Source organism: Stenotrophomonas sp. 22DLJC03, from assembly GCF_056861405.1.
This window is the reverse complement of sequence record NZ_JBSPUG010000001.1, coordinates 374,120-394,918: the sequence shown is the minus strand read 5'-3', so window position 1 is coordinate 394,918 and position 20,799 is coordinate 374,120. Positions and strand designations below refer to the sequence as shown.

Here is a 20,799-nt window from a genome sequence, read left to right as displayed (position 1 = left end):
GGGTGGGGCGGGCGGTATGCTGCGCGCCCCACTCGATCAGATCGTCCGGAAGCGCTGAACGTTGCTCCCCCGCTCCCGAGGTTCAAGGAATGAAGATGAAATACGGCCTCTGTCTGCGCATCCTTCTGGCCAGTTCCCCGCTGCTCGGTGCGATGCTGCCTGCAGGCGCCCGCGCGGCGGAAGGCTATGCCCCGGACGCGGTGCAGGCCTTCGTGCTGGAAACGGTGCTGGCCGACGAGGCGCAAGCCTTCCACGAGGGCCATCCGACCTATCTGGTTCCGGCCAGCGTGTCACGCACGCGCAGCGATGCCGACGTGGTGGCCGACCTGCGTGCTGAGTTCGACCGGTTCTACCGGGGCCAACCGAAGCCGAGAAAGGAAGTGGCGCACATGGCAATCCTCGTCGCACAGACCGCGCTGCTGCTGCCGGACCGGAGCGCCTGCAGCACGGATCGAGTGCGTTGCCACGAAGCTGTCATGGGTGTCCGCACCCGCGATGACGAGGCGAGCCTGCAGGCCACCCTGCGGGCTTTCCAGGACGCCGGGCTGGACCTGACCACGCTGGGTGGGCCGGCGTCCTGAGTGCATCGCACCCACGCATGGCGCTTGCGATCAACGCCGAGAGCGTGCCGAGCAAGCTCGGTACCTATACCAAAGCGAAGGTACGCTCAGTAGATCCACGCCGTGGGTGGATGCGGTGCCAGGCACGCCCGGCACCCACCAGCGAGACAGCAATCAGCCTTCCTTCGGTGCCTTTTCCACGTACTTGGCGAACACTTCGTCGATCTGCTTGTCCTTCACCTTCTTGCCGGCCTGGATCTCTTCGGCCTGGGTGAACATCGGGATGATCATCGCCATGCCGTCGATCTTGGTCTTCAGGTGCACGCCCGGCGCCTGGCCGAGGAAGCCGTCCCAGCGCTGGCGCACCTTGGCCCAGTAACCGGCAGTTGCCTTCCAATAGTTGCGCGCGGGGGTGAAATCGACCTCGGTGGTCTTCACGTAGTCGTTGAAGCCAAACTCGCGTGCGATCTCCACCTGGCTGCCGTCGGCGTTGCGCTGCACCTTGGTGTTGAACTGCTCGTGGGTCCAGCCGTTCGGGGTCAGCGTGTGGCGGTTGATCACGGCCAGCGCGTTGTAATCGCTGCGCTTGGTGTACTCACGGCGCGGCAGCGGACGCCAGCTCAGGTCGCTGCTCCAGCTCGGCACGTTGTTGGTGTAGGTCCACTTGCCGGTGCCGCAGTAGCGCGGCGCGTCACTCACTTCGTAGACGCACTGGGTCCAGGCCCCCTGGTTCACCGCCGTCGAAATGCTGCGCACCTGCCAGGTCTGGTCGGCACTGAATTCGAAGCGTTTCGGCGCTTCGTAGACCCAGTCCTGGCGCCAGTGCTTGGTGATGTGGCCGCTCTTCTCGTCCAGCAGCAAATGCTGCAGCACGATGCGCTTCGGAGTGTCTTCGACCACGATGACCACTTCGTTGCCGCCACTGCGCATCGCCGGTGCGCGCTCGTAGCCCGGCTTCAGCAGCACGGTCTCGTCAAAGGCGAAGTCCACGGTGTACTCACCCTGCATGGCAAGGATGCTGTCGTGGTCGCGGGCGATGTCGGAGGGCTGCGCGCTGGCCACGCCGCTGGCGGCGAGCAGCAGCATGACGCTGGCTGTCTGGAGTTTCATCGGGTCTTCCTTCGGGGTTGCAGATTCGTTGAGAGGCCGTCCGTGGCCGACAGGCGTTCCATCAGCAATGGGTCACAGGCGGATCAGCGGCAGATCGCCGGGAACCCGCGGGGTCGGTCGCCGTGCGGCATCGGCACAGCAGCAGTCGTCGATCGCCAACTCGCCCTCGGCGCTCTCCAGGCGCGCAATGCGACGCGCGGTGGCAGCGCCCAGCGAAGACAGGGTCGACAGGCTGGCGGCCAAGGTGCGGCCATCGTCGGCGGCATGCAGGCGCAGCGCGCACAGGCGCCAGCGCTGGCCACCCAGATGGCCGGCCAGGCGCCGCCACAGGCGTTCGCCGACGCTGGCATCGCTGTCGTGTTCCGGGCCCGGCGGCAGCGCGGCCACCAGCCGGTCCCAGGCCAGGAAGTCGCTGTCTGGCAGCAGGTACAGGCGCCACACGCAGCGGCCGCGGCCATCGAGGAAGCACAGGCTTTCGCGCAGGCCCTCGCTGTCCACGCCCTGGCAGGCATGTACACGCACCGCCTGGCGCCAGCCACCCAGCTCATTGCCGTCGGCGTGGTACAGGCACAACACGGTGCCGAGCGTGGCCAGCTGTGCCGGGGTCGGCCAGGCCGCGCTGTTCGGCACGGCGATGGAGTCATTCCTGCGGGCGGACAGTGCTCGGCTCATGAGGTCACCAGGAAACGGCAAGGCTGGCGGAGAAGGTACGGCCCGGGCTGCTGAAGCGATCGCTCAGCGTGCGATCGGTGATCAGGCTCGGGGTGATCGACGACCATTCGATGTAGCGCTTGTCGGCCAGGTTGAACACGCCGACATTGAAGGTGGCACCCGGTGCGAAGTTCCAGTGCGCCATCAGGTCCAGTACGCCGTAGCCAGCCGGCTGGTAGACGAACGGCGCCGGTGCATTCGGGTTGGTCTGCGCGGCCGGCGGCGGCAGATGCTTCTTGCGCTGCACGAAGGTGCCGGCCAGCTCGACACCCCAGGTGTCGGTGTCGTACATCAGGCCCAGCGTGCCACGCAGCGGATCGACCGAGGCCAGCGGTTCGTCGTCGGTCTTGTTGTCGCCACGCGACCACGCCAGTGCGCTGCGCAGCGCCCAACCCTTCAGCGCCGGGCTGAGTTCACCGAATTCGATGCCGGCCTTCATTTCCGCACCGTAGATGCGCGCGTCGGCGATGTTCTGCGACTGGAACACCATCAGGCCCTGTGCGTTGCGGCCGGTGTTGACGTTGGACTCGATGAAGTCCTTGTAGTCGTTGTAGTAGCCACTGACGCTGACGTACGCGGCCGGTGCGATGAAGCGCAGGCCCAGCTCGTAGCCGTCGCTGGTTTCCGGCTTCAGGTCCGGGTTGGCGATGGCGGTGTATCCGAAGGCGACGTTGGTCAGGCCGATGTTGACGTCGTTGTACGGCGGCGACCGGAAGCCGCGTGCATAGCCGGCGAACAGCGACCACTGGTCAGTGAAGCGCCAGACCATGCCCAGCTTCGGCGACACGCTGGTCTTCTTCAGTTGCGCAACCGCCGTGGTCGGATTGTCTTCGGCAAAGATGCCGTCCACCTCCGGCTTCAGCTCGTAACGGTCAACGCGCACGCCCGGCACCAGCGACAGCCTGCCGTCGGCCAGGCGCATTTCGTCCTGTGCATACAGGCCCAGCTCGGTGGTCTTGCTGATCGGGAAGTCCCGCACCGGGAACACATCGGGGACGATGGCATTGCTGACCACACCAGCGCGGTTGACCTGGTAGCCGTCGCGCTTCTGGCGGATCTCGGTACGCGTGCCCTCGAAGCCGTAGGTCAACGCATGTTCGATCGTGCCGGTGCTGAAGGCCTTGTTGAACTGCGCCTGCAGGCCATAGGCATGCTGGTCGAAGGAGAACACGCGGTGGCGGCGGCTGCCGTCGGTGCGCGTCTCGTCGGTCTGCTGCCGGGTTTCGCTGTTCTGCGCATACACCTGCCAATGCAGGCTGTCGGCGAACGGCTGGTCCAGAGCATCCATCTCGTGGGCGAAGGAGACGCGGGTGCGCTTCTGCGTGTCATGCCCCTTCATGCCGGTGGCCGAACTGACACCCACCGACGACAGCACGTTGGTGTCGGTGGTGTCTTCGTTGCCTTCCACCGTCAGGCGGAAGCGCTGGTCCTCGCTGGGCGCATAGACCAGCTTGCTGAGCAGGCTGCGGCCGTCGCGGTCCTGCGGGTTGGCCGCAGTGCGCGTGCGATCGTCGCTGCGCACCGTACCCTTGTTGTCCGTCTCCTGGCCCTGGTGATGGTTCACATTGACCAGGCCGCTCCAGTGCTCGCCACCGAAGGCAGCGGTGGCACCGCCAAGCAGGCCCTTCCACTCGCCGTCGTAGCCGAACTTCAGTCCAAAGTAGCTGTCCTTGCCGTCCTTGAGGTAGTCGGCCGGGTCCTTGGTGACGAACGCGACCACGCCGCCCAGTGCATCGGAGCCGTACAGCGAACTGGCCGGGCCACGCACGATCTCCACGCGCTTGAGCGTGTCCAGGTCGGTGTAGTTGCGGTTGGAACTGGCGAACGAACCGATGTCGAACCGGGTCGGCATGACGATGCCGTCGGTCTGGATGCGCACGCGGTTGCCATCCAGGCCACGGATGCGGAAACCATCCAGGCCGAAGCGGGTGGCGCTGCGGGTGACCGACAGGCCGGGCTCGTAACGCACCAGATCCTTGATGTCCTGTACCAGGTGCCGGTCCATCTGCTCGCGGTCGATGACGTCGACGGTGGCCGCAACGTCGCTCACGGCCCGTTCGGTTCGGGTAGCGGTGACCTGCACCCGGTCAAATTCGCGCGCATCGGGCGCGGCGGCAGCAGCAGCGTGGGCGGACAGCGGCAAGGCCATCCAGACGGCGAGACTCAGAGCGGTATGGCGGGTCATCGGGTTCATTCGGTCAGGCAAGGGAACCCCCGGTTACCGGCACACCCGGAAGGTGCACGCGGTAGACCGAGGGGGAGAGAGCGGGAGCGGACGGGTCGCCCACCCTGTCGGCGCTGCCGGCAGGAGGGAGGGAGGCGGGCGACCAGGCCGCGATTACTTGGTCAGGATCAGCTTGTCGTTGCTGGTGTGGCGCAGGCGATAGAAGCGGTCGCCGTGCTGGATCAGGATTTCACGACGGCCCTTGAGCAGGGCTTCGCTGTCGATGACCTCTTCCGGCGGAACGACGCGGACCGGACGATCGCGGAGGGTCAGCGTTTCGGGGCGCAGCAGTACAGGTTGAGCATTCATGAGCATCTGGACTCGTGCGAGGGACGAGTTAAATGATAATGATTCTCAATTGACAATCAACAACCATTCTCAATTTCATTGATGAGATTAATGATCGAATCCGGAAATTCGATAGGAATCATCAATTGAAAGATAGGGCGGGCGGCTTTTGTAGAGTCGAGCCGTGCTCGACTGCTCTTCGAGTCCTGCCAGGTGAAACCCGCGCTGCGCGCAGAGTCGAGCACGGCTCGACTCTACATGGCGCTGCTGCCGGTCAGCCGAAGACGGCTTCGAGCTGGGCCCAGCCGGCGGCATCGACCTGCTCCAGTACGTCCAGCGCCTGCAGGTTCTGCAGCAGCTGGCTGACCCGGCTGGCGCCCAGGATCACGCTGGAGACGTTCGGGTTGCGCAGGCACCAGGCAATCGCCAGCGTCGCCGGGGCATGGCCAAGCGCGCGTGCGACCTCGCTGAAACGGCGCACCTGTGCCAGGCGAGCCTCGGCGTCAGCACCCAGCACCAGGTCCTGCAGCCATTCCATGCCCTCGCGGCCCAGCCGTGCATCGGCCGGGATGCCCTGGTCGTACTTGCCGCTCAACAGGCCTGACGCCAACGGCGAGAAGATCGTGGTGCCCAGGCCGGCGCCGGCATACAGCGGCGCGTACTCGACCTCGACACGCTCGCGGTGCAGCAGGTTGTACTGCGGCTGCTCCATCGACGGGCCCTGCAGGTTGTGCGCCTCGGCGATGTCCAGCGCCTGCTGGATCTGCGCCGCCGACCACTCCGAGGTACCCCAGTAAAGGATCTTGCCTTGCCGCACCAGGGTGTCCATGGCGTGCACGGTCTCGGCGATCGGTGCGTCTGGATCCGGGCGGTGGCAGTAATAGAGGTCGAGGTAATCCACCCGCAGGCGCTTGAGCGCGGCGTGGCAGGCGTCGGTCACGTGCTTGCGCGACAGCCCGCGCTGGGTTGGTCGCGGGTCTTTGGCGCTGCCGAAGAACACCTTGCTGGAGACACAGAAGCCATCGCGCGGCAGGCGCAGGTCGGTGATCACATCGCCCATCACCTGTTCGGCGCGACCGTTGGCGTAGCCCTCGGCATTGTCGAAGAAGTTGACGCCATGATCCCAGGCGGCGGCCACCAGGTTGCGGGCCTCGTCGCGCGGGATCTGGTCGCCGAAGGTCACCCAGGCGCCGAAGGACAGGGCGGAAATCGGCAGGCCGGTGGAGCCCAGGCGACGGTATTGCATGCGAATCTCCTGCTGCGGGCCCGCATCCGGGCCGGGATCGAACCGCCATTCTACCTGCCCCTGCCGGCCGCAACCCCTTGCCGTTGCTGGCCTGATCGGTACCGATGGCCGCGCGCACGCTGCTTTTCCTTGCCCCGGCCCCTGCCCTGCACTAGGCTTCCCGTTTTTCGCGACGCCCCAGGGGAGTCACTCACATGGTCGAAGGTTTGGGCAGGATCGGCTTCGGCCTGTTCGGGTTGGCGGTGCTGATCGGCATCACCTGGTTGTTTTCCAACAACAAGCGTGCGGTTGACTGGAAGCTGGTTGCCACCGGTATCACCCTGCAGATCGCATTCGCGGCGCTGGTGATCCTGGTGCCGGGCGGCCGCGACGTGTTCGATGCGCTGGGCCACGGCTTCGTGAAGGTGCTGAGCTTCGTCAACGAAGGTTCGAAGTTCATCTTCGGCTCGTTGATGGACGTCAAGAACTACGGCTTCATCTTCGCCTTCCAGGTGCTGCCGACCATCATCTTCTTCTCGGCGCTGATGGGGGTGATGTACCACCTCAACGTCATGCAGGGCATCGTGCGCGTGATGGCCTGGTCGATCACCAAGGTGATGCGCGTGTCCGGTGCGGAAACCACCAGCGTCTGCGCCAGTGTCTTCATCGGCCAGACCGAGGCGCCGCTGACGGTGCGCCCGTACATCGCCAAGATGACCCAGTCCGAGCTGCTGACCATGATGATCGGCGGCATGGCCCACATCGCCGGCGGCGTGCTGGCGGCCTACGTGGGCATGCTCGGCGGCGGCGACCCGGTACAGCAGGCCTTCTACGCCAAGCACCTGCTGGCGGCGAGCATCATGGCCGCGCCGGCCACGCTGGTCGTGGCCAAGCTGCTGATTCCGGAAACCGGTACCCCGCTCACCCGCGGCACGGTGAAGATGGAAGTGGAGAAGACCTCCAGCAACATCATCGATGCCGCAGCCGCTGGCGCCGGTGACGGCCTGAAGCTGGCGCTGAACATCGGCGCGATGCTGCTGGCCTTCATCGCACTGATCGCGCTGCTGAACGCCCCGCTGACCTGGATCGGTGAAGTGACCGGGCTGGCCGCGCAGATCGGCAAGCCGACCAACCTGTCGACCATCTTCGGCTACGTGCTGGCACCGATCGCCTGGGTGATCGGCACGCCGTGGGCCGATGCCACCACCGTCGGTTCGCTGATCGGCCAGAAGGTCGTGATCAACGAATTCGTCGCCTATACCGAGCTGTCGCAGATCGTGAACGGCCAGGTGGCGGGCGTGAGCCTGTCTGACGAAGGTCGCCTGATCGCCACCTACGCGCTGTGCGGCTTTGCCAACTTCAGCTCGATCGCGATCCAGATCGGCGGCATCGGCGGCCTGGCCCCGGAACGTCGCCACGATCTGGCCAAGTTCGGCCTGCGCGCGGTGCTGGGCGGTACCATTGCCACCTTCATGACGGCGACCATCGCCGGCGTGCTGACGCACTTCAGTTGAACCCTTGGTTGAGAAAAGATTCCCTATGAGCAGCAGTGTCGTTGTCGTCGGTTCCTTCAATGTCGATCACGTGTGGCGGTGCGAGTCGCTGCCGGCACCGGGTGCGACCATTGCCGGCCGCTACAGCACCGGCCCCGGTGGCAAGGGCTTCAACCAGGCCGTGGCGGCCTGCCGCGCCGGTGCCGACACCCACTTCGTGTGCGCGCTGGGCGATGACGCCGGTGGCGCCACCGCCCGCGAGCTGGCCGCACAGGATGGCTTCGGGCTGATCGCCGAAGCCAGCAGCGAACCGACCGGCACTGCTGGTATCTACGTGGATGCCCGCGGCCGCAACACCATCGTGATCGGCCCGGGTGCCAACGCCGCACTGAGCACCGACTTCCTGCAACAGCAGCAGGCGCTGCTGACCGGCGCCAAGGTGGTGCTGGTGCAGCTGGAATCGCCGGTGCCGACCATCGAAGCAGCGTTGGCCAGCGCCCGCGAGGCCGGTGTCACCACCGTGCTCAACACCGCGCCGGCCGATGCCCCCTCCACCATCGGCCTGCTCAAGCTGGCCGATGTGATCACCCCGAACGAGACCGAGTTCGCCGCCCTGCTTGGCCGTCATGTCGGCGAGCGCGTGGATGCCAACGACGTCGCTGCGCTGGATGGCGCCAGCCTGCATGCGCTGTGCCGCAAGCTGGTCGGCAACGGTACGGTGGTGGTGACCCTGGGTTCGGTGGGTGTGTTCGTGTCGCATGCCGACGAGAACCTGCGCGGCGATACCCAGCCGTACTATCGCGTGGGTGCCGAACAGGTGCAGGCAATCGACACCACCGGTGCCGGCGACGCCTTCAACGGTGCGCTGGCCGCGTCGCTGGCGCAGGTGGCCGACGCCCCGTTCGCCCGCCACGTGCGCTTCGCCAACCAGTTCGCCGGCCGTTCGACCGAGAAGGAAGGCGCCGCTGCGGCGATGCCACGCTTCACCCCGGCTGATTCCGAAGCAAAGTAGATCCACGTCATGCGTGGATGAACGAGCCCGGGCATGCAGATGCCCGGGCTTTTTTTATGGTTCTTCCGCATGTCGCAACAGCTGCCCCGCTGCAATCGCCAGCAGCGCCACCGCGGCGGCCGCCATGCCCAGCGAGCCCAGGCCCCAGCGTTCGATGGCCCCGCCACCGAGCAACGCGCCCAGGCCGATACCGGCATTGGCGGCCGACACATTCAAGGTGCCGGCCAGCGCCTGTGCCTGCGGCGCCGCGCGCATCACCCGCACCTGGCACAGCGGGAACAGCGCGGTATGCGCAACACCCCACAACGCCAGTGCGATGACCGCCCCCCCTCCCTGCCCGGCCAGCCAGACGCTGGCCAGCACGCCCAGCGCCAGCACCGTGCAGAACGCCAGCGTCGCGGCCAGCGGTGCACGATCCACCCAACGCCCGCCCAGTGCATTGCCAAGCAACCCGACCGCACCGAAGCCCATCAGCCACCAACCCACCTGCGCGGCGGGAACCTGCAACAGGCGCTCGAGCACGTCGGCCAGATAGGTGTAGGCGGTGAACATGGCGGTGAACACCAGCACCGACAGCAGCACGTTGCCCAGCAACCACGGCTGCCGCAGCACGCGCGCCTGTTCGCCCAGCGCGCGCCGTGGCTCTACTGCGGTGCCCGGCATCCACAGTGCGAGTGCGCCCGCCATCAGCAGCGACAGCGCCGACAGCAGCCAGAAGCTGCCGCGCCAACCGATGGCCTCGGCGGCCAGCGTACCCAGCGGGATGCCGAACAGCATCGCGGCGGTGATGCCCAGATAGACCCGTGCCACCGCACGCCCCCCCTGCCCCGCCGGCGCCAGCTGCGCGGCAGTCTCGCTGGCCGTGCCCCAGAACACCGGCAGCGCCAACGCGGGCAGCACCCGCGCCAGGGCCAGCAACCACGGCAGCGTGGCCACCGCCGCGAGCGCGTTGGAGGCCGCAAACAGCAGCAGGATGGCCACGAACAGGCGACGCCGGTCGAGATGCGCCAACAGTGCGGTCAGTGGTGGTCCGGCCAGCATCACGGTGAACGCGAACAAGGTGACCAGCTGCCCGGCGCGTGCGATGCCCAGGCCGAGATCGCGCGCCAGCGCCGGCAGCAAGCCGACGATCAGGAATTCGGTGGTGACGATGACGAACGCGGAGACCGCCAACAGTGCAACGGACAGGCGGGCACGGGCAGCACGGTGACCGGTGGCAACGGAACAATCGAGGGAAGACATGCAGGACCGCCAGGGACAAGGGCCGCCCAGCCTATTTCCTCCCCTGATTCCGATTACTGCTATGTTTTCCATCCATTCCGGACAGATATTCACCCATGCTTCCCAACGAACGGCTGCGCGGCATCGAGGCCTTCGTCGCCACCGCCGACGCTGGCAGCTTCACCGCCGCCGCGGAGCGGCTGCATCTGACCAGTTCGGCGGTCGGCAAGACCGTTGCCCGGCTGGAAGCGCGCCTGGGCGCGCGGTTGTTCGAACGCAGCACCCGCCGCCTGCGCCTGACCGAGGCCGGTGAGGGCTTTTACCGCACGTGCGTGCGCGTGCTTGGCGAACTGGCCGATGCCGAATCGGTGCTGGCCGCGCATGCCGATGCCGCGGTGGGCCGCCTGCGGGTGGACGCACCGGCCACCTTCGGGCGATTGAAAGTCTGGCCGCTGCTGCTGCAGCTGGCCGCCGAGTTTCCCCGGCTGCGGCCACAAGTGACCTTCAGCGACCGCTTCATTGACCTGGCCGAGGACGGTATCGATCTGGCCGTGCGCATCGGCGGCCCGGAACCGTTGCCGGCCACCCTCGGCAGCCGCCTGCTCGGTTACGAATGCCTGCGCTTCTGCGCCTCACCGGCCTACCTGCAGCAGCACGGCCTGCCGACCTCCGGGGCGGAGCTGGCCGACCACGATGGCGTGCTGTTCGGCCGTGCCGACGGCAGTATCGGCCCGTGGCAGGTGGCCGATGGCGGGCAGCGCAGCGCACCGCTGCAGGCCCGCGCACGGCTGGTGGTCGGCAGTGCCGAAGCACAGGTGGCGGCCGTCGAGGCGGGCTTCGGCATTGCCCAGCTGGCCGCCTGGCTGGTCGATGACGCGCTGGCGCGCGGCAGCCTGGTGTCGATCCTGCCGGCGCTGGACTGCCGTGGCCTGCCGTTGCGGCTGTTGTGGCCGCAGGGCCGGCAACGGCTGCCGCGCGTGGATGTGGCATTGGACCGTCTCGGCGCCGGATTGCGGATCGACCCTCCGCACTGATCCCTGCTGCGACCGCCCGTCGCATTGCCGGCACCGTGGCCCTCGCCCACCATCCGCGCAGCTTCCTTGCATGGGCAGGACATGGACGGATTCCCCTGGCTGCTGGTCGCAGCCGCTGGCAGTGCCATCGCAGCACTGCTGCACATCGGCTGCATCGCCTTCGGCGCGCCGTGGTACCAGCGTTTCGGCGCTGGCTCGCGCATGGTGCGGCTGGCCCGGGCCGGCCACTGGTGGCCACCACTGATGACCGCCGCCATCACCGCCGTGCTGGTGGCCTGGACGCTGTATGCGCTGGCAGCCTCCGGCTGGCATTCGCCGCTGCCGGCCAGCCGTCTGGTTCTGCCCTGCATCGCTGCATTGTTGCTGCTGCGTGCAGCGATGGGCTTCGGCCTGGCGTTGTTCCGGCCGGGGTACAACGGCTCACGCTTCTGGGTGACCAGCTCATTGGCCTGCCTGGGGCTGGGCCTGGCCTTCGCCCTGGGCACCCGCCAGGCCTGGCAGGCCTGGCAGGCTTTGGGCTAGGCCCTCACCCAGCCGCCTACCATCGCCTGCCCATGGGGGCGGCGGAAGCAACCGTCAAGCATCTGCTGATACCCGTGCGGCATGAGAACGGTCCGGATCGGCCTGAACCCGGCCGTGCCGGACACGTTCGCGTGGGCGCCCGCGCCCTACAATGGGCGCATGCAGATCGGCCCGTACTCCATTGCTCCCAACGTCGTGCTGGCGCCCATGGCCGGCGTCACCGACAAGCCCTTCCGCCTGCTGTGCAAACGGCTGGGTGCGGGCTTGGCCGCCTCGGAAATGACCATCAGCGACCCGCGCTTCTGGAACACGCGCAAGTCGATCCACCGCATGGACCACGACGGCGAACCGGCACCGATCAGCGTGCAGATCGCAGGCACCGAGCCGCAGCAGCTGGCCGAGGCCGCGCGCTACAACGTCGACCACGGCGCGCAGATCATCGACATCAACATGGGCTGCCCGGCCAAGAAGGTGTGCAACGCCTGGGCCGGTTCGGCGCTGATGCGCGACGAGCAGCTGGTGGCGCGCATCCTTGAAGCTGTGGTCAACGCGGTGGACGTACCGGTCACCCTGAAGATCCGTACCGGCTGGGACTGCGACCATCGCAACGGCCCGCTGATCGCGCGCATTGCCGAGGACAGCGGCATTGCTGCGTTGGCCGTGCACGGCCGCACCCGCGACCAGCACTACACCGGCCAGGCCGAGTACGCCACCATCGGCGAGATCAAGGCCGCGCTGCGCATACCGGTCATCGCCAATGGCGATATCGATTCGCCGCAGAAGGCCGCCTTTGTGTTGAAGCAGACCGGCGTGGATGCAGTGATGATCGGTCGCTCGGCGCAGGGACGGCCGTGGATCTTCCGCGAGGTGGCGCATTACCTGGCCACCGGCGAGGAACTGCCGCCGCCGTCGCTGGCCGAAGTACGCGACATCCTGCTCGGCCATCTGCACGCACTGCACGCGTTCTACGGCGAGCCACAGGGCGTGCGCATCGCACGCAAGCACCTGGGCTGGTACGCCAAGGACCGGCCGGAAAACGCGGCGTTCCGTGCGGTGGTCAACCGTGCCGAGGATCCGGCCAGCCAGATCGCACTGACCACCGACTACTTCGACCGCCTGATCGCTGGGGAACCGGCGCTGTCTTCGGCGGCCTGAGCCGCCCGCCCCGCGTTTCCGAACAGTCGAGCCAGCTCGACGCTACAAGAGCCCGCCGTCATGACTCCGCCGATCTCCTCCCCGACCTACCTGCACGGATTCTCCGGCACCGAGCAGCAACGCCTGATGACCCAGGCCCGCCTGCTGGAATCGAGCATCTTCGGCCAGATCGACTACAGCGGCGCGCGGCGCCTGCTGGAAGTCGGCAGCGGCGTCGGCGCACAGACCGAGATCCTGCTGCGCCGCTTCCCGGAGCTGCACGTGACCGGTGTGGACCTGAGCGAAACGCAGCTGGCCACCGCACGCGAGAACCTGGCGCGCACGCCGTGGTGCAGCGACCGTTACACCCTGCAGCAGGCCGATGCCGGCGAACTGCCGTTCGAGGCCCGCAGCTTTGATTCGGCGTTCCTGTGCTGGGTGCTGGAGCACGTGCCGTCACCGGCGCGCGTGTTGAGCGAAGTGCGCCGGGTGCTGGCCCCGGGCTCGCCGGTGTACATCACCGAGGTGATGAACGCCTCGTTCCTGCTCGACCCGTACTCACCGCACATCTGGCGCTACTGGATGGCCTTCAACGACTTCCAGTACGACCACGGCGGCGACCCGTTCGTCGGCGCCAAGCTGGGCAACCTGCTGCTGGCCGGCGGCTTCCGCGATGTGCAGACCGAGATCAAGACCATCCACCTGGACAACCGCGAACCGGCCCGTCGCAAGACGATGATCGCGTTCTGGGAACAGCTGCTGCTGTCGGCGGCCGACCAGCTGCTGCAGGCCGGCTCGGTGGACGAGGAAACCGTGGAAGGCATGCGCCGCGAGTTCCGGCTGGTGCAGAACGACCCGAACGCGGTGTTCTTCTACTCGTTCGTGCAGGGCCGCGCCACGGTGTATTGATTCGGTGGAGCCACGCCATGCGCGGCTGCCGTCGCCGATGTCCGCGCCATCCACGCGTGGCGTGGATCTACTGATCAATGCACGGCGGTAGGGTCGACCGTACCCGGCGGTGCTGCCGGCTGCTGCCAGATCCGCTGCCACATGGCGGCCAACCGGCGACCGGCGTCAGCGCGCGCGGCGGGACTGCTGTAATCCAAGCGCACCTGCCCGGGCGTGATTGGCCGCCACTGCCCATCGGCCTGCTCGGCCACGACGAAGTTGAAGGTGTAGTCCGGCTCCAGGCCCATGCGCAGGTCACTCAGCACCAACCGGCCGTCCACCACCTGCGCACGCATGAAGCCACGGTTGAACCACTGCAGCTGCTGCACCGCCGGGATGGCCTGCGCTTCGCGCAATGCCTGCACGTTGGACAAATACCCTTCGAACTGCATCGGCCCATGGTCGGCCACCAGCGAGCGGTCGCCCACCACGTAGCCGTTCGGCGTCATCGCCACCACCCGCCACAGCAGCGTGTTGAACGGCATCGGCACCGAGAAGCGCGGCGCATCGCCCAGCCCCATCGCCGCCAGGCTCTGCTGCGCGGCACGGTCGACCTGCGCCTTGGCGATCAGGCCCCAACCCAGGTAGCCACTACTGATCAGCAGCGCCACACCCAGCACCTTGCCAGCCCAGGGACGGGCGCGGCCAAACCAGGCCAGCACGCAGCCCAGCAGCAGCCACACCGTGTAGCCGAGATCGATGATGAAGACGCTGGAACCCATGGTCGGGTGTGGCCGCAACGGCCACCACAGTTGGGTGCCGTAGACGGTGAACGCATCCAGCACCGGATGGGTGACCAGCGCCAGCTGGATCGCCCAGAACCAACGCACCGGTGACTGCGCGACGCGGCCATTGCCGAAGCGCTTGAACAACCACCAGATCAGCGCGGCCACCCACGGCAGCACCAGCAACGAATGGCTGAAGCTGCGGTGCTCCACCATGTTCGCCACCGGGTCTGCGGCAGTGAAGCCCAACCACAGAGCATCGAGGTCCGGCAGGGTGCCAAGTGCGGCACCGGCCAGCAGGGCCGCGCGGCGATGGCCGGGCGGAGCGATGACAGCGGCGACGGCGCCACCGAGCACGATCTGGGTCAGGGAATCCATGGGCCGATGCTAGCGGCTTGCGGGCGGTGTATGTAGAGCCGAGCCGCGCCACCATTGATCAAGGGCGCCAGTCCGTAGGGCGCATCGCAATGCGCGGGGAAGCATACGCCCCGCTCGCGCCCATGTGGAGTCGAGCCATGCTCGACTGTTTTTCGGTTCGCCCCCCCGTCGCGCCACGTCCGCAGAGCATGGGCTCGGCTCTACAGGAGGACAGACGCGCGTTACGCCGCCTGCGACAACCGGGCGCCTGGCAGCTCCGCCAGCGTCTGCCCGTTGTGGTCGAGCAGGCGCAGCGCGCCATCGTGGTCTTCGGCCAGCGCGGTCAGGCTCTCCACCCAATCGCCATCGTTTGCGTAGACCAGGCCGTCGCGCTCGATCAGCGCGGCGCGGTGGATGTGGCCACAGACGATGCCATCCAGGCCGCGCCGGCGCACGTCGTCCAGCCCGGCCTGCACGAAGCGCTCGATGTAGCGCTCGGCTGCACCACTACGCTTTTTCAGGAATTCGGACAGCGACCAGTAGCGCATGCCCAGCACGCGCCGCACCGCGTTCAATGCCTGGTTGCCGGTGAGGATCCGGTAGTACAGCCAGTCGCCGAACTTCTCCTGCAGGCCCCCGAAGTGGGTCACGCCGTCATAGTCGTCGCCATGCACGACCAGCAGCCGGCGGCCGTCAGCAGTGGCATGGATCGCACGGCGACGCACCTGCATCGCCGGCAGCATCAGCCCACACACCTGGCGCAGCGAAGCGTCGTGGTTGCCGGGAATGTAGATGATCTCGGTGCCGGCACGGCGCAGCGCATGCAGTGCCTGGATGACTTCGCTGTGCGACTGCCGCCAGTTGGCGCGGCGGTGCGCCATCCACCACAGGTCGATGATGTCGCCAACCAGGTACAGCCGTTCGCAGCGCAGCTGCGAGAGGAACCGGGCCAGCTCGGCGGCGTGGCAGTGGCGCGAGCCCAGGTGCACGTCGGAGACGAACACTGCGCGCCGGTGTGGCGACAGGTTCGCCAGCGTGCTCATGCCGGCATCCCCGCATCGCGCAGGTAGCGTTTGCGCTTGTTGGGCCGTATCGCACACAGGTCCACTTCGATCAGGCCATCGATCGAATCGCTGAAATCCGGATCGACACCGAAGGCAAGGAAGCGGGCGCCGCCGGGTTCGCACAGGTCGGTGTACTGGCGGTACAGCGTCGGTACGCCGGTGCCGAGTGCGGCCAGGTTGGCCTTCAGCACATCGAATGCGGCGCCGGCATCCAGCTCGCCGAAACTCGGTGGGGCCGCGAAGTACTGGAACGGCCGGTTCGATTCAACCAGGCCGGCGCTACCGCTGTAATAGCGCTGGTAGTACGCCACCAGCTGCTCGCGCGCATCACGCGGCAGTGCCGCGCTGATCGACACTGCGCCGAACAGGTAGCGGATGCCCGGCCGGCACTGCAGGTAGGCACCGATGCCCTGCCACAGGTAGTCCAGGCTGCGGCTGCCCCAGTAATCGGGCACCACGAAGCTGCGCCCCAGTTCCAGGCCCTCGGCGATGTGAGTGATGGCGTCGTCGGAATAACGGAACAACGACGCGCTGTAGAGCCCGGAAAGACCATGCCGGGCCAGCGCATGGGCACCGCGCATGATGCGGTAGGCGCCGGCGATGCGCTGCGCGGCCGCGTCCCATATCACGATGTGCTCGTACTGCGGATCGAAGGCGTCCAGGTCGCGGCTGCGGCCGGTGCCCTCGCCGACCTGGCGGAAGGTCAGCTCGCGCAGGCGGCCCAGTTCCAGCAGCAGCGGCGAATCGGCCGCGCAGGTGGCCAGCAGGATCTGCTTGCCGTCGGCGGTCTGGCCCAGCTGGGTAGCGGCCGCGATACCCGCGGCGACCTGCGAGGGCGGCACCGGCGCGGCCAGCGACTCGGGACCTGCGCAGACAGCGGCATCTGCGGCCGCGCCATTGCGACCCAGCGCGTAAAGCGCGCGACGCACCGCGAGCAGCTGCGCGCCCGGGTCACCGCCCTTGCCCAGCTGCATCGGCTCACCGATGCACAGCCGCAGCGGGCGCCCACGACGGGTGAACATCTCGCGCGCCAGCAGCGCGGTACCGGCCGGCTTGAACAGGGTCGAGGCGCCGTAGAACAGCGCCGAGTTGCGCGCTTCCACCCGCACCGGCAACACCGGCGCACCGGCAGCGCGGGCGAAGCGGACAAAACCGCGCTGCCAGCGGCCATCGCGGATGCCGCGCAGCGACAACCGCGAGACCTCACCGGCCGGGAACACGATCACGCACTGCTCGGCGGCCAGCGCTTCTTCGACCGCATGCAGGCTGCCACGTTGGGCCTTGCCACCGAGAATGCGCACCGGCAGCAGCAGGTCCTGCAATGGCGCGATCGCACCTAAAAGGTCGTTGGCCACGATCCGTACGTCGCGGCGGATGCGGCCGACCGCGTCCAGCAGGGCCAGCGCGTCCAGCGCCCCGGACGGATGGTTGGCGACGATCAGCAGGCGGCCGGTGGCGGGAATCTTCGCCAGCGCGGCTGGATCCACCTGGTACTGGCCATCGATGAACTCCAGGCCGGCGGCGACGAAGCCGAATCCGCGCAATCCTGCACTGCGCTGCAGGAACGCTTCGATCTGGTCCAGGCGCGACCAGCGTCCGACGCTGCGCAGCAAGGGCCGGGCCAGTTGGCCACGACGACCATGGAACCAATCGGGGAAGCGTTGCTGGAGACGCTGTTCGAGTTCCTGCATGGCGTGTTCGCTCGTGCCCGGCGGCCGGATTGGCCGACAGCCTGCGCCCGGCAGGCGGCAGCCAGATGGCGGTTTCGGGGCAGAACGATGACGGCCGGGTGCCCCGGAGCGGGGTCGCGGACTGCGCGGCCGGGGCCAGGCAGGACCCGCACCGTTGTCACGCTGGTGGAACACTGGGCGTCGAGGCTGGGCCTCAATCCCGCTGCAGCGGGCCCGGCGGGCCTACATGGGCTTAACCACCGGCAACCGGTACAGGTTCACAATGCACAGGCGGCGCACCCCGTGTATCATTCGCGCCCATCTTTCCATCCGAATCAAAGGATATTAAGCCTGATGTCCAGCTACCTCTTCACCTCCGAGTCGGTCTCTGAAGGCCATCCGGACAAGGTTGCCGACCAGATCTCCGATGCGGTGCTGGACGCGATCCTGACCCAGGACCAGCGCGCCCGCGTGGCCTGCGAGACCATGGTCAAGACCGGCGTTGCCATCGTGGCCGGTGAAATCACCACCAGCGCCTGGATCGACCTGGAAGCGCTGACCCGCAAGGTCATCGTGGACATCGGCTATGACAGCTCCGACGTCGGCTTCGACGGCGCCACCTGCGGCGTGCTGAACCTGATCGGCAAGCAGTCGCCGCACATCGCCCAGGGCGTGGACCGCAAGAAGCCCGAAGAAATGGGCGCTGGCGACCAGGGCCTGATGTTCGGCTATGCCACCAACGAGACCGACAGCTACATGCCGGCCGCGATCCACCTGTCGCACCGCCTGGTCGAGCAGCAGGCCAAGATCCGCAAGAAGAAGAACTCGCCGCTGTCGTGGCTGCGTCCGGACGCCAAGAGCCAGGTCACCCTGCGCTATGAAAACGGCGTGGTCTCGGCCATCGACGCCGTGGTCCTGTCGACCCAGCACGCCCCGGGCATCAAGCAGAAGGACCTCATCGAGGCCGTCCGCGAAGAGATCATCAAGCCGGTGCTGCCGGCCAAGTGGCTGCACAAGGGCACCAAGTTCCACATCAACCCGACCGGCAAGTTCGAGATCGGCGGCCCGGTGGGCGACTGCGGCCTGACCGGCCGCAAGATCATCGTCGACACCTACGGCGGCTGGGCCCGTCACGGTGGTGGCGCGTTCTCCGGCAAGGACCCGTCCAAGGTCGACCGTTCGGCTGCCTACGCGGCCCGCTACGTCGCCAAGAACGTGGTTGCCGCCGGCCTGGCCGACCGTTGCGAAGTGCAGGTCTCCTACGCCATCGGCGTGGCTGAGCCGACCTCGATCTCGGTCACCACCTTCGGCACCGGCAAGATCAGCGACGACAAGATCGAGAAGCTGATCCGCAAGCACTTCGACCTGCGCCCGTACGGCATCATCAAGATGCTGGACCTGGTGCACCCGATGTACCAGCAGACCGCGGCCTACGGCCACTTCGGCCGCAAGCCGAAGGAGTTCAGCTACCTCAACGGCGAAGGCGAGACCGTCAACGCCACGGCCTTCTCCTGGGAGAAGACCGACCGCGCCGCCGCCCTGCGCGCCGATGCGAAGCTGAAGTAAAGCCGACCGGTAGAGCCGACTGTTAGTCGGCTGACCTTGAAGAAGGGCCGCGCAAGCGGCCCTTCTGCTTTCTGTACAGCCAACCGCGTGCCCGCCTGCCATCTTGCAACGCATCCCCTGCCGCGCGAGCATGCAACCCCTATCAAGGAAGATGGCGCATGATTTCCCGACTGCTCGACCGCTGGTTCAAGGACAAACCCACGGCCGACGCATTTGCCGCGAAGGTCATCCAGACTGCACGCCTGCTGGGCATCGACAAGCCGCTGGAATACCAGGCGGATCAGTTCCGCATCGCCTACGACAGCGGCTCGTTCTTCAACCTGCACAACGCCTACTCTGCCTACCTGGATGTGGAACGCGGCCGCCAGCGCGACGTGCTGGAGCGCTTCACCCGCATCTTGGGCATGGCAAACGAAGAACCGCTGCCGTTTGCCGAGATCCGCGACCGGCTGCGCCCGGTGATCCGCAACCGCAACCTGCTTGACCAGATCGTCCTGCAGGAGATGGAAGATAAGGGCCTTGATGCCCGGGTGCCCCTGCAGTACCGCCCGCTTACCGTGGAATGCGTGGAACTGCTGGCCGTGGACTACGACGAGCACACCGCTACCCAGACCCGCGACCTGCCTGAGGAATGGGGCATCACCCTGGAGCAGGCACTGGCGATAGCGCGCGACAACCTGCGTGCACTGGACGATGCACCCTTCATCGAGATCGCCCCGGGGCTGTTCCGCTCTGCCTGGGGCGATGCCTATGACAGCAGCCGGGTGCTGCTGCCCGAACTGCTGCACCGTCTTCCGTTGGCAGGCCCGCCGGTGTTCATGCTGCCCACCCGCGACGTGCTGCTGGTGGCCGGTGAACGTGACGAACAGGCACAGCAGGCAATGATTGCCCAGGCCAGCGAAGCCATGGACGATGGCCGGGTGATCAGCGGGGACATGCATCACTACGTGGAAGGCCAGCTGCAGGCCTTCACCCCGGCCAGCGAAGCACTGCGGCAGGCACTGCGCGCACTACGCCTGCAGCTGCACGCAGGGCTGTATGCCACCCAGAAGGAACAGCTGGACAAGGTGCATGAGCTGCACGCGCACGACGTGTTCGTGGCCAACTTCATCGTCGACGGCAGCAACCATATCTCCATAGGCTGCTGGTCCGAAGGTGTGGAGACTTCCCTGCCGCAGACTGACTTCATCGCGCTGGTGGTGGAAGAACGCGATACGCAGATGGTGGAATGGCACGTAGCGATGCGCGAATTCGGCCACCTGCTGGAAGCCGATACCCGGCACATCCACCCGCCGCGCTACCTGACCCGCGGGTTCCCCAACGCGGAACTGCGCGCGCGCGTACAGCCCGGCTGACGTCTCCCGTGCCATGGGCGCGACCGGACACGCCCGGCCCACGCCCGATACAATCGCCGCATGTCGACCGAACTGAAAACCCACCAGCTGTCCATGACCGTGCTGATGTCGCCGGAGATGGCCAATTTCTCCGGCAAGGTCCACGGTGGAGCGATCCTGCGCCTGCTCGACCAGGTGGCCTATGCCTGCGCCAGCCGCTATGCCGGCCGCTACGTGGTCACCCTGTCGGTGGACCAGGTGGTGTTCCGCCAGCCGATCGCGGTCGGTGAACTGGTCACTTTCCTGGCATCGGTGAACTTCACCGGCACCTCGTCGATGGAAATCGGCGTCAAGGTGGTGGCCGAGGACATCCTCAAGCGCAGCGTGCGCCACGCCAACAGCTGCTTCTTCACCATGGTGGCGGTGGACGAGGACGGCCGGCCGACGCCGGTTCCATCGCTGCAGCCGGCCAGTTCGGACGAAAAGCGCCGGCAGGCCGCAGCGCTGATCCGCCGCCAGCTGCGGCAGGAAATGGAGCAGCGCCATCTGGAACTGCTGGCGTCCAATCCGCCGTCGCCGGAGGATTGAGGGCGTGCGGGGC

The 20,799-nt window shown here is 67.1% G+C and carries 19 protein-coding genes; 10 read left to right on the top strand and 9 right to left on the bottom strand.

Going from position 1 to position 20,799, the window contains the following annotated elements:
* The first annotated feature begins 95 nt into the window (after positions 1-95).
* Positions 96-581: a hypothetical protein gene (locus AC13GA_RS01710; RefSeq protein ID WP_482997421.1), complete on the top strand. Its 486-nt coding sequence runs from the start codon at positions 96-98 to the stop codon at positions 579-581.
* A 153-nt stretch (positions 582-734) separates the two neighbouring features.
* On the opposite strand, the gene AC13GA_RS01705 is transcribed toward AC13GA_RS01710, so the two are convergent.
* The 5 genes from AC13GA_RS01705 to AC13GA_RS01685 form a co-directional block, all read right to left on the bottom strand.
* On the bottom strand, positions 735-1,670 hold the full coding sequence (locus tag AC13GA_RS01705) for a DUF6607 family protein (protein ID WP_428709914.1): 936 nt from the start codon (positions 1,668-1,670) through the stop codon (positions 735-737).
* Between the two features lie 72 nt (positions 1,671-1,742).
* A complete protein-coding gene (locus AC13GA_RS01700; RefSeq protein ID WP_004144366.1) occupies positions 1,743-2,342 on the bottom strand; it encodes a ChuX/HutX family heme-like substrate-binding protein in 600 nt (199 codons plus the stop codon).
* A 4-nt stretch (positions 2,343-2,346) separates the two neighbouring features.
* Complete coding sequence (locus tag AC13GA_RS01695) at positions 2,347-4,566, bottom strand: TonB-dependent hemoglobin/transferrin/lactoferrin family receptor (protein WP_480982685.1); 2,220 nt, start codon at positions 4,564-4,566, stop codon at positions 2,347-2,349.
* A 153-nt stretch (positions 4,567-4,719) separates the two neighbouring features.
* A complete protein-coding gene (gene hemP, locus AC13GA_RS01690; RefSeq protein WP_005412278.1) occupies positions 4,720-4,914 on the bottom strand; it encodes a hemin uptake protein HemP in 195 nt (64 codons plus the stop codon).
* Positions 4,915-5,167: 253 nt separating this feature from the next.
* Positions 5,168-6,139 (bottom strand): aldo/keto reductase, encoded by a 972-nt coding sequence (locus tag AC13GA_RS01685; protein ID WP_046982728.1) that lies wholly within the window; start codon positions 6,137-6,139, stop codon positions 5,168-5,170.
* Between the two features lie 194 nt (positions 6,140-6,333).
* Here AC13GA_RS01685 and AC13GA_RS01680 point away from each other — a divergent pair, with 194 nt between their 5' ends.
* Both AC13GA_RS01680 and AC13GA_RS01675 read left to right on the top strand, forming a co-directional pair.
* Entirely contained in the window at positions 6,334-7,632 is a 1,299-nt protein-coding gene (locus tag AC13GA_RS01680; RefSeq protein ID WP_004144334.1) for a NupC/NupG family nucleoside CNT transporter, read from the top strand.
* 25 nt (positions 7,633-7,657) lie between these two features.
* The gene (locus AC13GA_RS01675) at positions 7,658-8,623 is read left to right on the top strand and encodes a ribokinase (protein ID WP_046982727.1); all 966 of its coding nucleotides are present in this window, start codon (positions 7,658-7,660) and stop codon (positions 8,621-8,623) included.
* Positions 8,624-8,677: 54 nt separating this feature from the next.
* On the opposite strand, the gene AC13GA_RS01670 is transcribed toward AC13GA_RS01675, so the two are convergent.
* Positions 8,678-9,865 (bottom strand): MFS transporter, encoded by a 1,188-nt coding sequence (locus tag AC13GA_RS01670; protein ID WP_428709911.1) that lies wholly within the window; start codon positions 9,863-9,865, stop codon positions 8,678-8,680.
* A gap of 95 nt (positions 9,866-9,960) precedes the next feature.
* On the opposite strand from AC13GA_RS01670, the gene AC13GA_RS01665 reads away from it, so the two are divergent.
* The 4 genes from AC13GA_RS01665 to AC13GA_RS01650 all read left to right on the top strand — a co-directional run bounded on the left by AC13GA_RS01665 (position 9,961) and on the right by AC13GA_RS01650 (position 13,443).
* Positions 9,961-10,878 (top strand): LysR family transcriptional regulator, encoded by a 918-nt coding sequence (locus AC13GA_RS01665; RefSeq protein WP_482997420.1) that lies wholly within the window; start codon positions 9,961-9,963, stop codon positions 10,876-10,878.
* Positions 10,879-10,959: 81 nt separating this feature from the next.
* Complete coding sequence (locus AC13GA_RS01660) at positions 10,960-11,400, top strand: hypothetical protein (protein ID WP_430767088.1); 441 nt, start codon at positions 10,960-10,962, stop codon at positions 11,398-11,400.
* A gap of 159 nt (positions 11,401-11,559) precedes the next feature.
* Positions 11,560-12,555 (top strand): tRNA dihydrouridine synthase DusB, encoded by a 996-nt coding sequence (gene dusB / locus AC13GA_RS01655; protein WP_046982740.1) that lies wholly within the window; start codon positions 11,560-11,562, stop codon positions 12,553-12,555.
* A gap of 60 nt (positions 12,556-12,615) precedes the next feature.
* On the top strand, positions 12,616-13,443 hold the full coding sequence (locus AC13GA_RS01650; RefSeq protein ID WP_046982724.1) for a class I SAM-dependent methyltransferase: 828 nt from the start codon (positions 12,616-12,618) through the stop codon (positions 13,441-13,443).
* A gap of 74 nt (positions 13,444-13,517) precedes the next feature.
* On the opposite strand, the gene AC13GA_RS01645 is transcribed toward AC13GA_RS01650, so the two are convergent.
* The 3 genes from AC13GA_RS01645 to olsF form a co-directional block, all read right to left on the bottom strand.
* A complete protein-coding gene (locus tag AC13GA_RS01645) occupies positions 13,518-14,585 on the bottom strand; it encodes a metal-dependent hydrolase (RefSeq protein ID WP_482997419.1) in 1,068 nt (355 codons plus the stop codon).
* A gap of 221 nt (positions 14,586-14,806) precedes the next feature.
* Positions 14,807-15,607, bottom strand: coding sequence for a UDP-2,3-diacylglucosamine diphosphatase (locus AC13GA_RS01640; RefSeq protein ID WP_482997418.1), 801 nt, complete (start codon positions 15,605-15,607; stop codon positions 14,807-14,809).
* Complete coding sequence (gene olsF / locus AC13GA_RS01635) at positions 15,604-17,319, bottom strand: bifunctional ornithine lipid synthase OlsF (protein ID WP_482997417.1); 1,716 nt, start codon at positions 17,317-17,319, stop codon at positions 15,604-15,606. Before olsF ends, AC13GA_RS01640 begins: the two co-directional genes overlap by 4 nt.
* 333 nt (positions 17,320-17,652) lie before the next feature.
* On the opposite strand from olsF, the gene metK reads away from it, so the two are divergent.
* From metK to AC13GA_RS01620, 3 genes are all read left to right on the top strand, one after another.
* On the top strand, positions 17,653-18,864 hold the full coding sequence (gene metK, locus AC13GA_RS01630) for a methionine adenosyltransferase (protein WP_012510070.1): 1,212 nt from the start codon (positions 17,653-17,655) through the stop codon (positions 18,862-18,864).
* Positions 18,865-19,022: 158 nt separating this feature from the next.
* Positions 19,023-20,219: a DUF1444 domain-containing protein gene (locus AC13GA_RS01625; RefSeq protein WP_482997416.1), complete on the top strand. Its 1,197-nt coding sequence runs from the start codon at positions 19,023-19,025 to the stop codon at positions 20,217-20,219.
* Positions 20,220-20,279: 60 nt separating this feature from the next.
* Positions 20,280-20,786, top strand: a complete 507-nt coding sequence (locus AC13GA_RS01620; RefSeq protein WP_482997415.1) for an acyl-CoA thioesterase — start codon at positions 20,280-20,282, stop codon at positions 20,784-20,786.
* Positions 20,787-20,799: the final 13 nt, after the last annotated feature.

Bases quoted from the DNA above. Each gene is read 5' to 3' on its own strand.
- AC13GA_RS01710 (WP_482997421.1), top strand. From the start codon at position 96: ATGAAATACGGCCTCTGTCTGCGCATCCTTCTGGCCAGTTCCCCGCTG.
- AC13GA_RS01705 (WP_428709914.1), bottom strand. From the start codon at position 1,670: ATGAAACTCCAGACAGCCAGCGTCATGCTGCTGCTCGCCGCCAGCGGC.
- AC13GA_RS01700 (WP_004144366.1), bottom strand. From the start codon at position 2,342: ATGAGCCGAGCACTGTCCGCCCGCAGGAATGACTCCATCGCCGTGCCG.
- AC13GA_RS01695 (WP_480982685.1), bottom strand. From the start codon at position 4,566: ATGACCCGCCATACCGCTCTGAGTCTCGCCGTCTGGATGGCCTTGCCG.
- hemP (WP_005412278.1), bottom strand. From the start codon at position 4,914: ATGAATGCTCAACCTGTACTGCTGCGCCCCGAAACGCTGACCCTCCGC.
- AC13GA_RS01685 (WP_046982728.1), bottom strand. From the start codon at position 6,139: ATGCAATACCGTCGCCTGGGCTCCACCGGCCTGCCGATTTCCGCCCTG.
- AC13GA_RS01680 (WP_004144334.1), top strand. From the start codon at position 6,334: ATGGTCGAAGGTTTGGGCAGGATCGGCTTCGGCCTGTTCGGGTTGGCG.
- AC13GA_RS01675 (WP_046982727.1), top strand. From the start codon at position 7,658: ATGAGCAGCAGTGTCGTTGTCGTCGGTTCCTTCAATGTCGATCACGTG.
- AC13GA_RS01670 (WP_428709911.1), bottom strand. From the start codon at position 9,865: ATGTCTTCCCTCGATTGTTCCGTTGCCACCGGTCACCGTGCTGCCCGT.
- AC13GA_RS01665 (WP_482997420.1), top strand. From the start codon at position 9,961: ATGCTTCCCAACGAACGGCTGCGCGGCATCGAGGCCTTCGTCGCCACC.
- AC13GA_RS01660 (WP_430767088.1), top strand. From the start codon at position 10,960: ATGGACGGATTCCCCTGGCTGCTGGTCGCAGCCGCTGGCAGTGCCATC.
- dusB (WP_046982740.1), top strand. From the start codon at position 11,560: ATGCAGATCGGCCCGTACTCCATTGCTCCCAACGTCGTGCTGGCGCCC.
- AC13GA_RS01650 (WP_046982724.1), top strand. From the start codon at position 12,616: ATGACTCCGCCGATCTCCTCCCCGACCTACCTGCACGGATTCTCCGGC.
- AC13GA_RS01645 (WP_482997419.1), bottom strand. From the start codon at position 14,585: ATGGATTCCCTGACCCAGATCGTGCTCGGTGGCGCCGTCGCCGCTGTC.
- AC13GA_RS01640 (WP_482997418.1), bottom strand. From the start codon at position 15,607: ATGAGCACGCTGGCGAACCTGTCGCCACACCGGCGCGCAGTGTTCGTC.
- olsF (WP_482997417.1), bottom strand. From the start codon at position 17,319: ATGCAGGAACTCGAACAGCGTCTCCAGCAACGCTTCCCCGATTGGTTC.
- metK (WP_012510070.1), top strand. From the start codon at position 17,653: ATGTCCAGCTACCTCTTCACCTCCGAGTCGGTCTCTGAAGGCCATCCG.
- AC13GA_RS01625 (WP_482997416.1), top strand. From the start codon at position 19,023: ATGATTTCCCGACTGCTCGACCGCTGGTTCAAGGACAAACCCACGGCC.
- AC13GA_RS01620 (WP_482997415.1), top strand. From the start codon at position 20,280: ATGTCGACCGAACTGAAAACCCACCAGCTGTCCATGACCGTGCTGATG.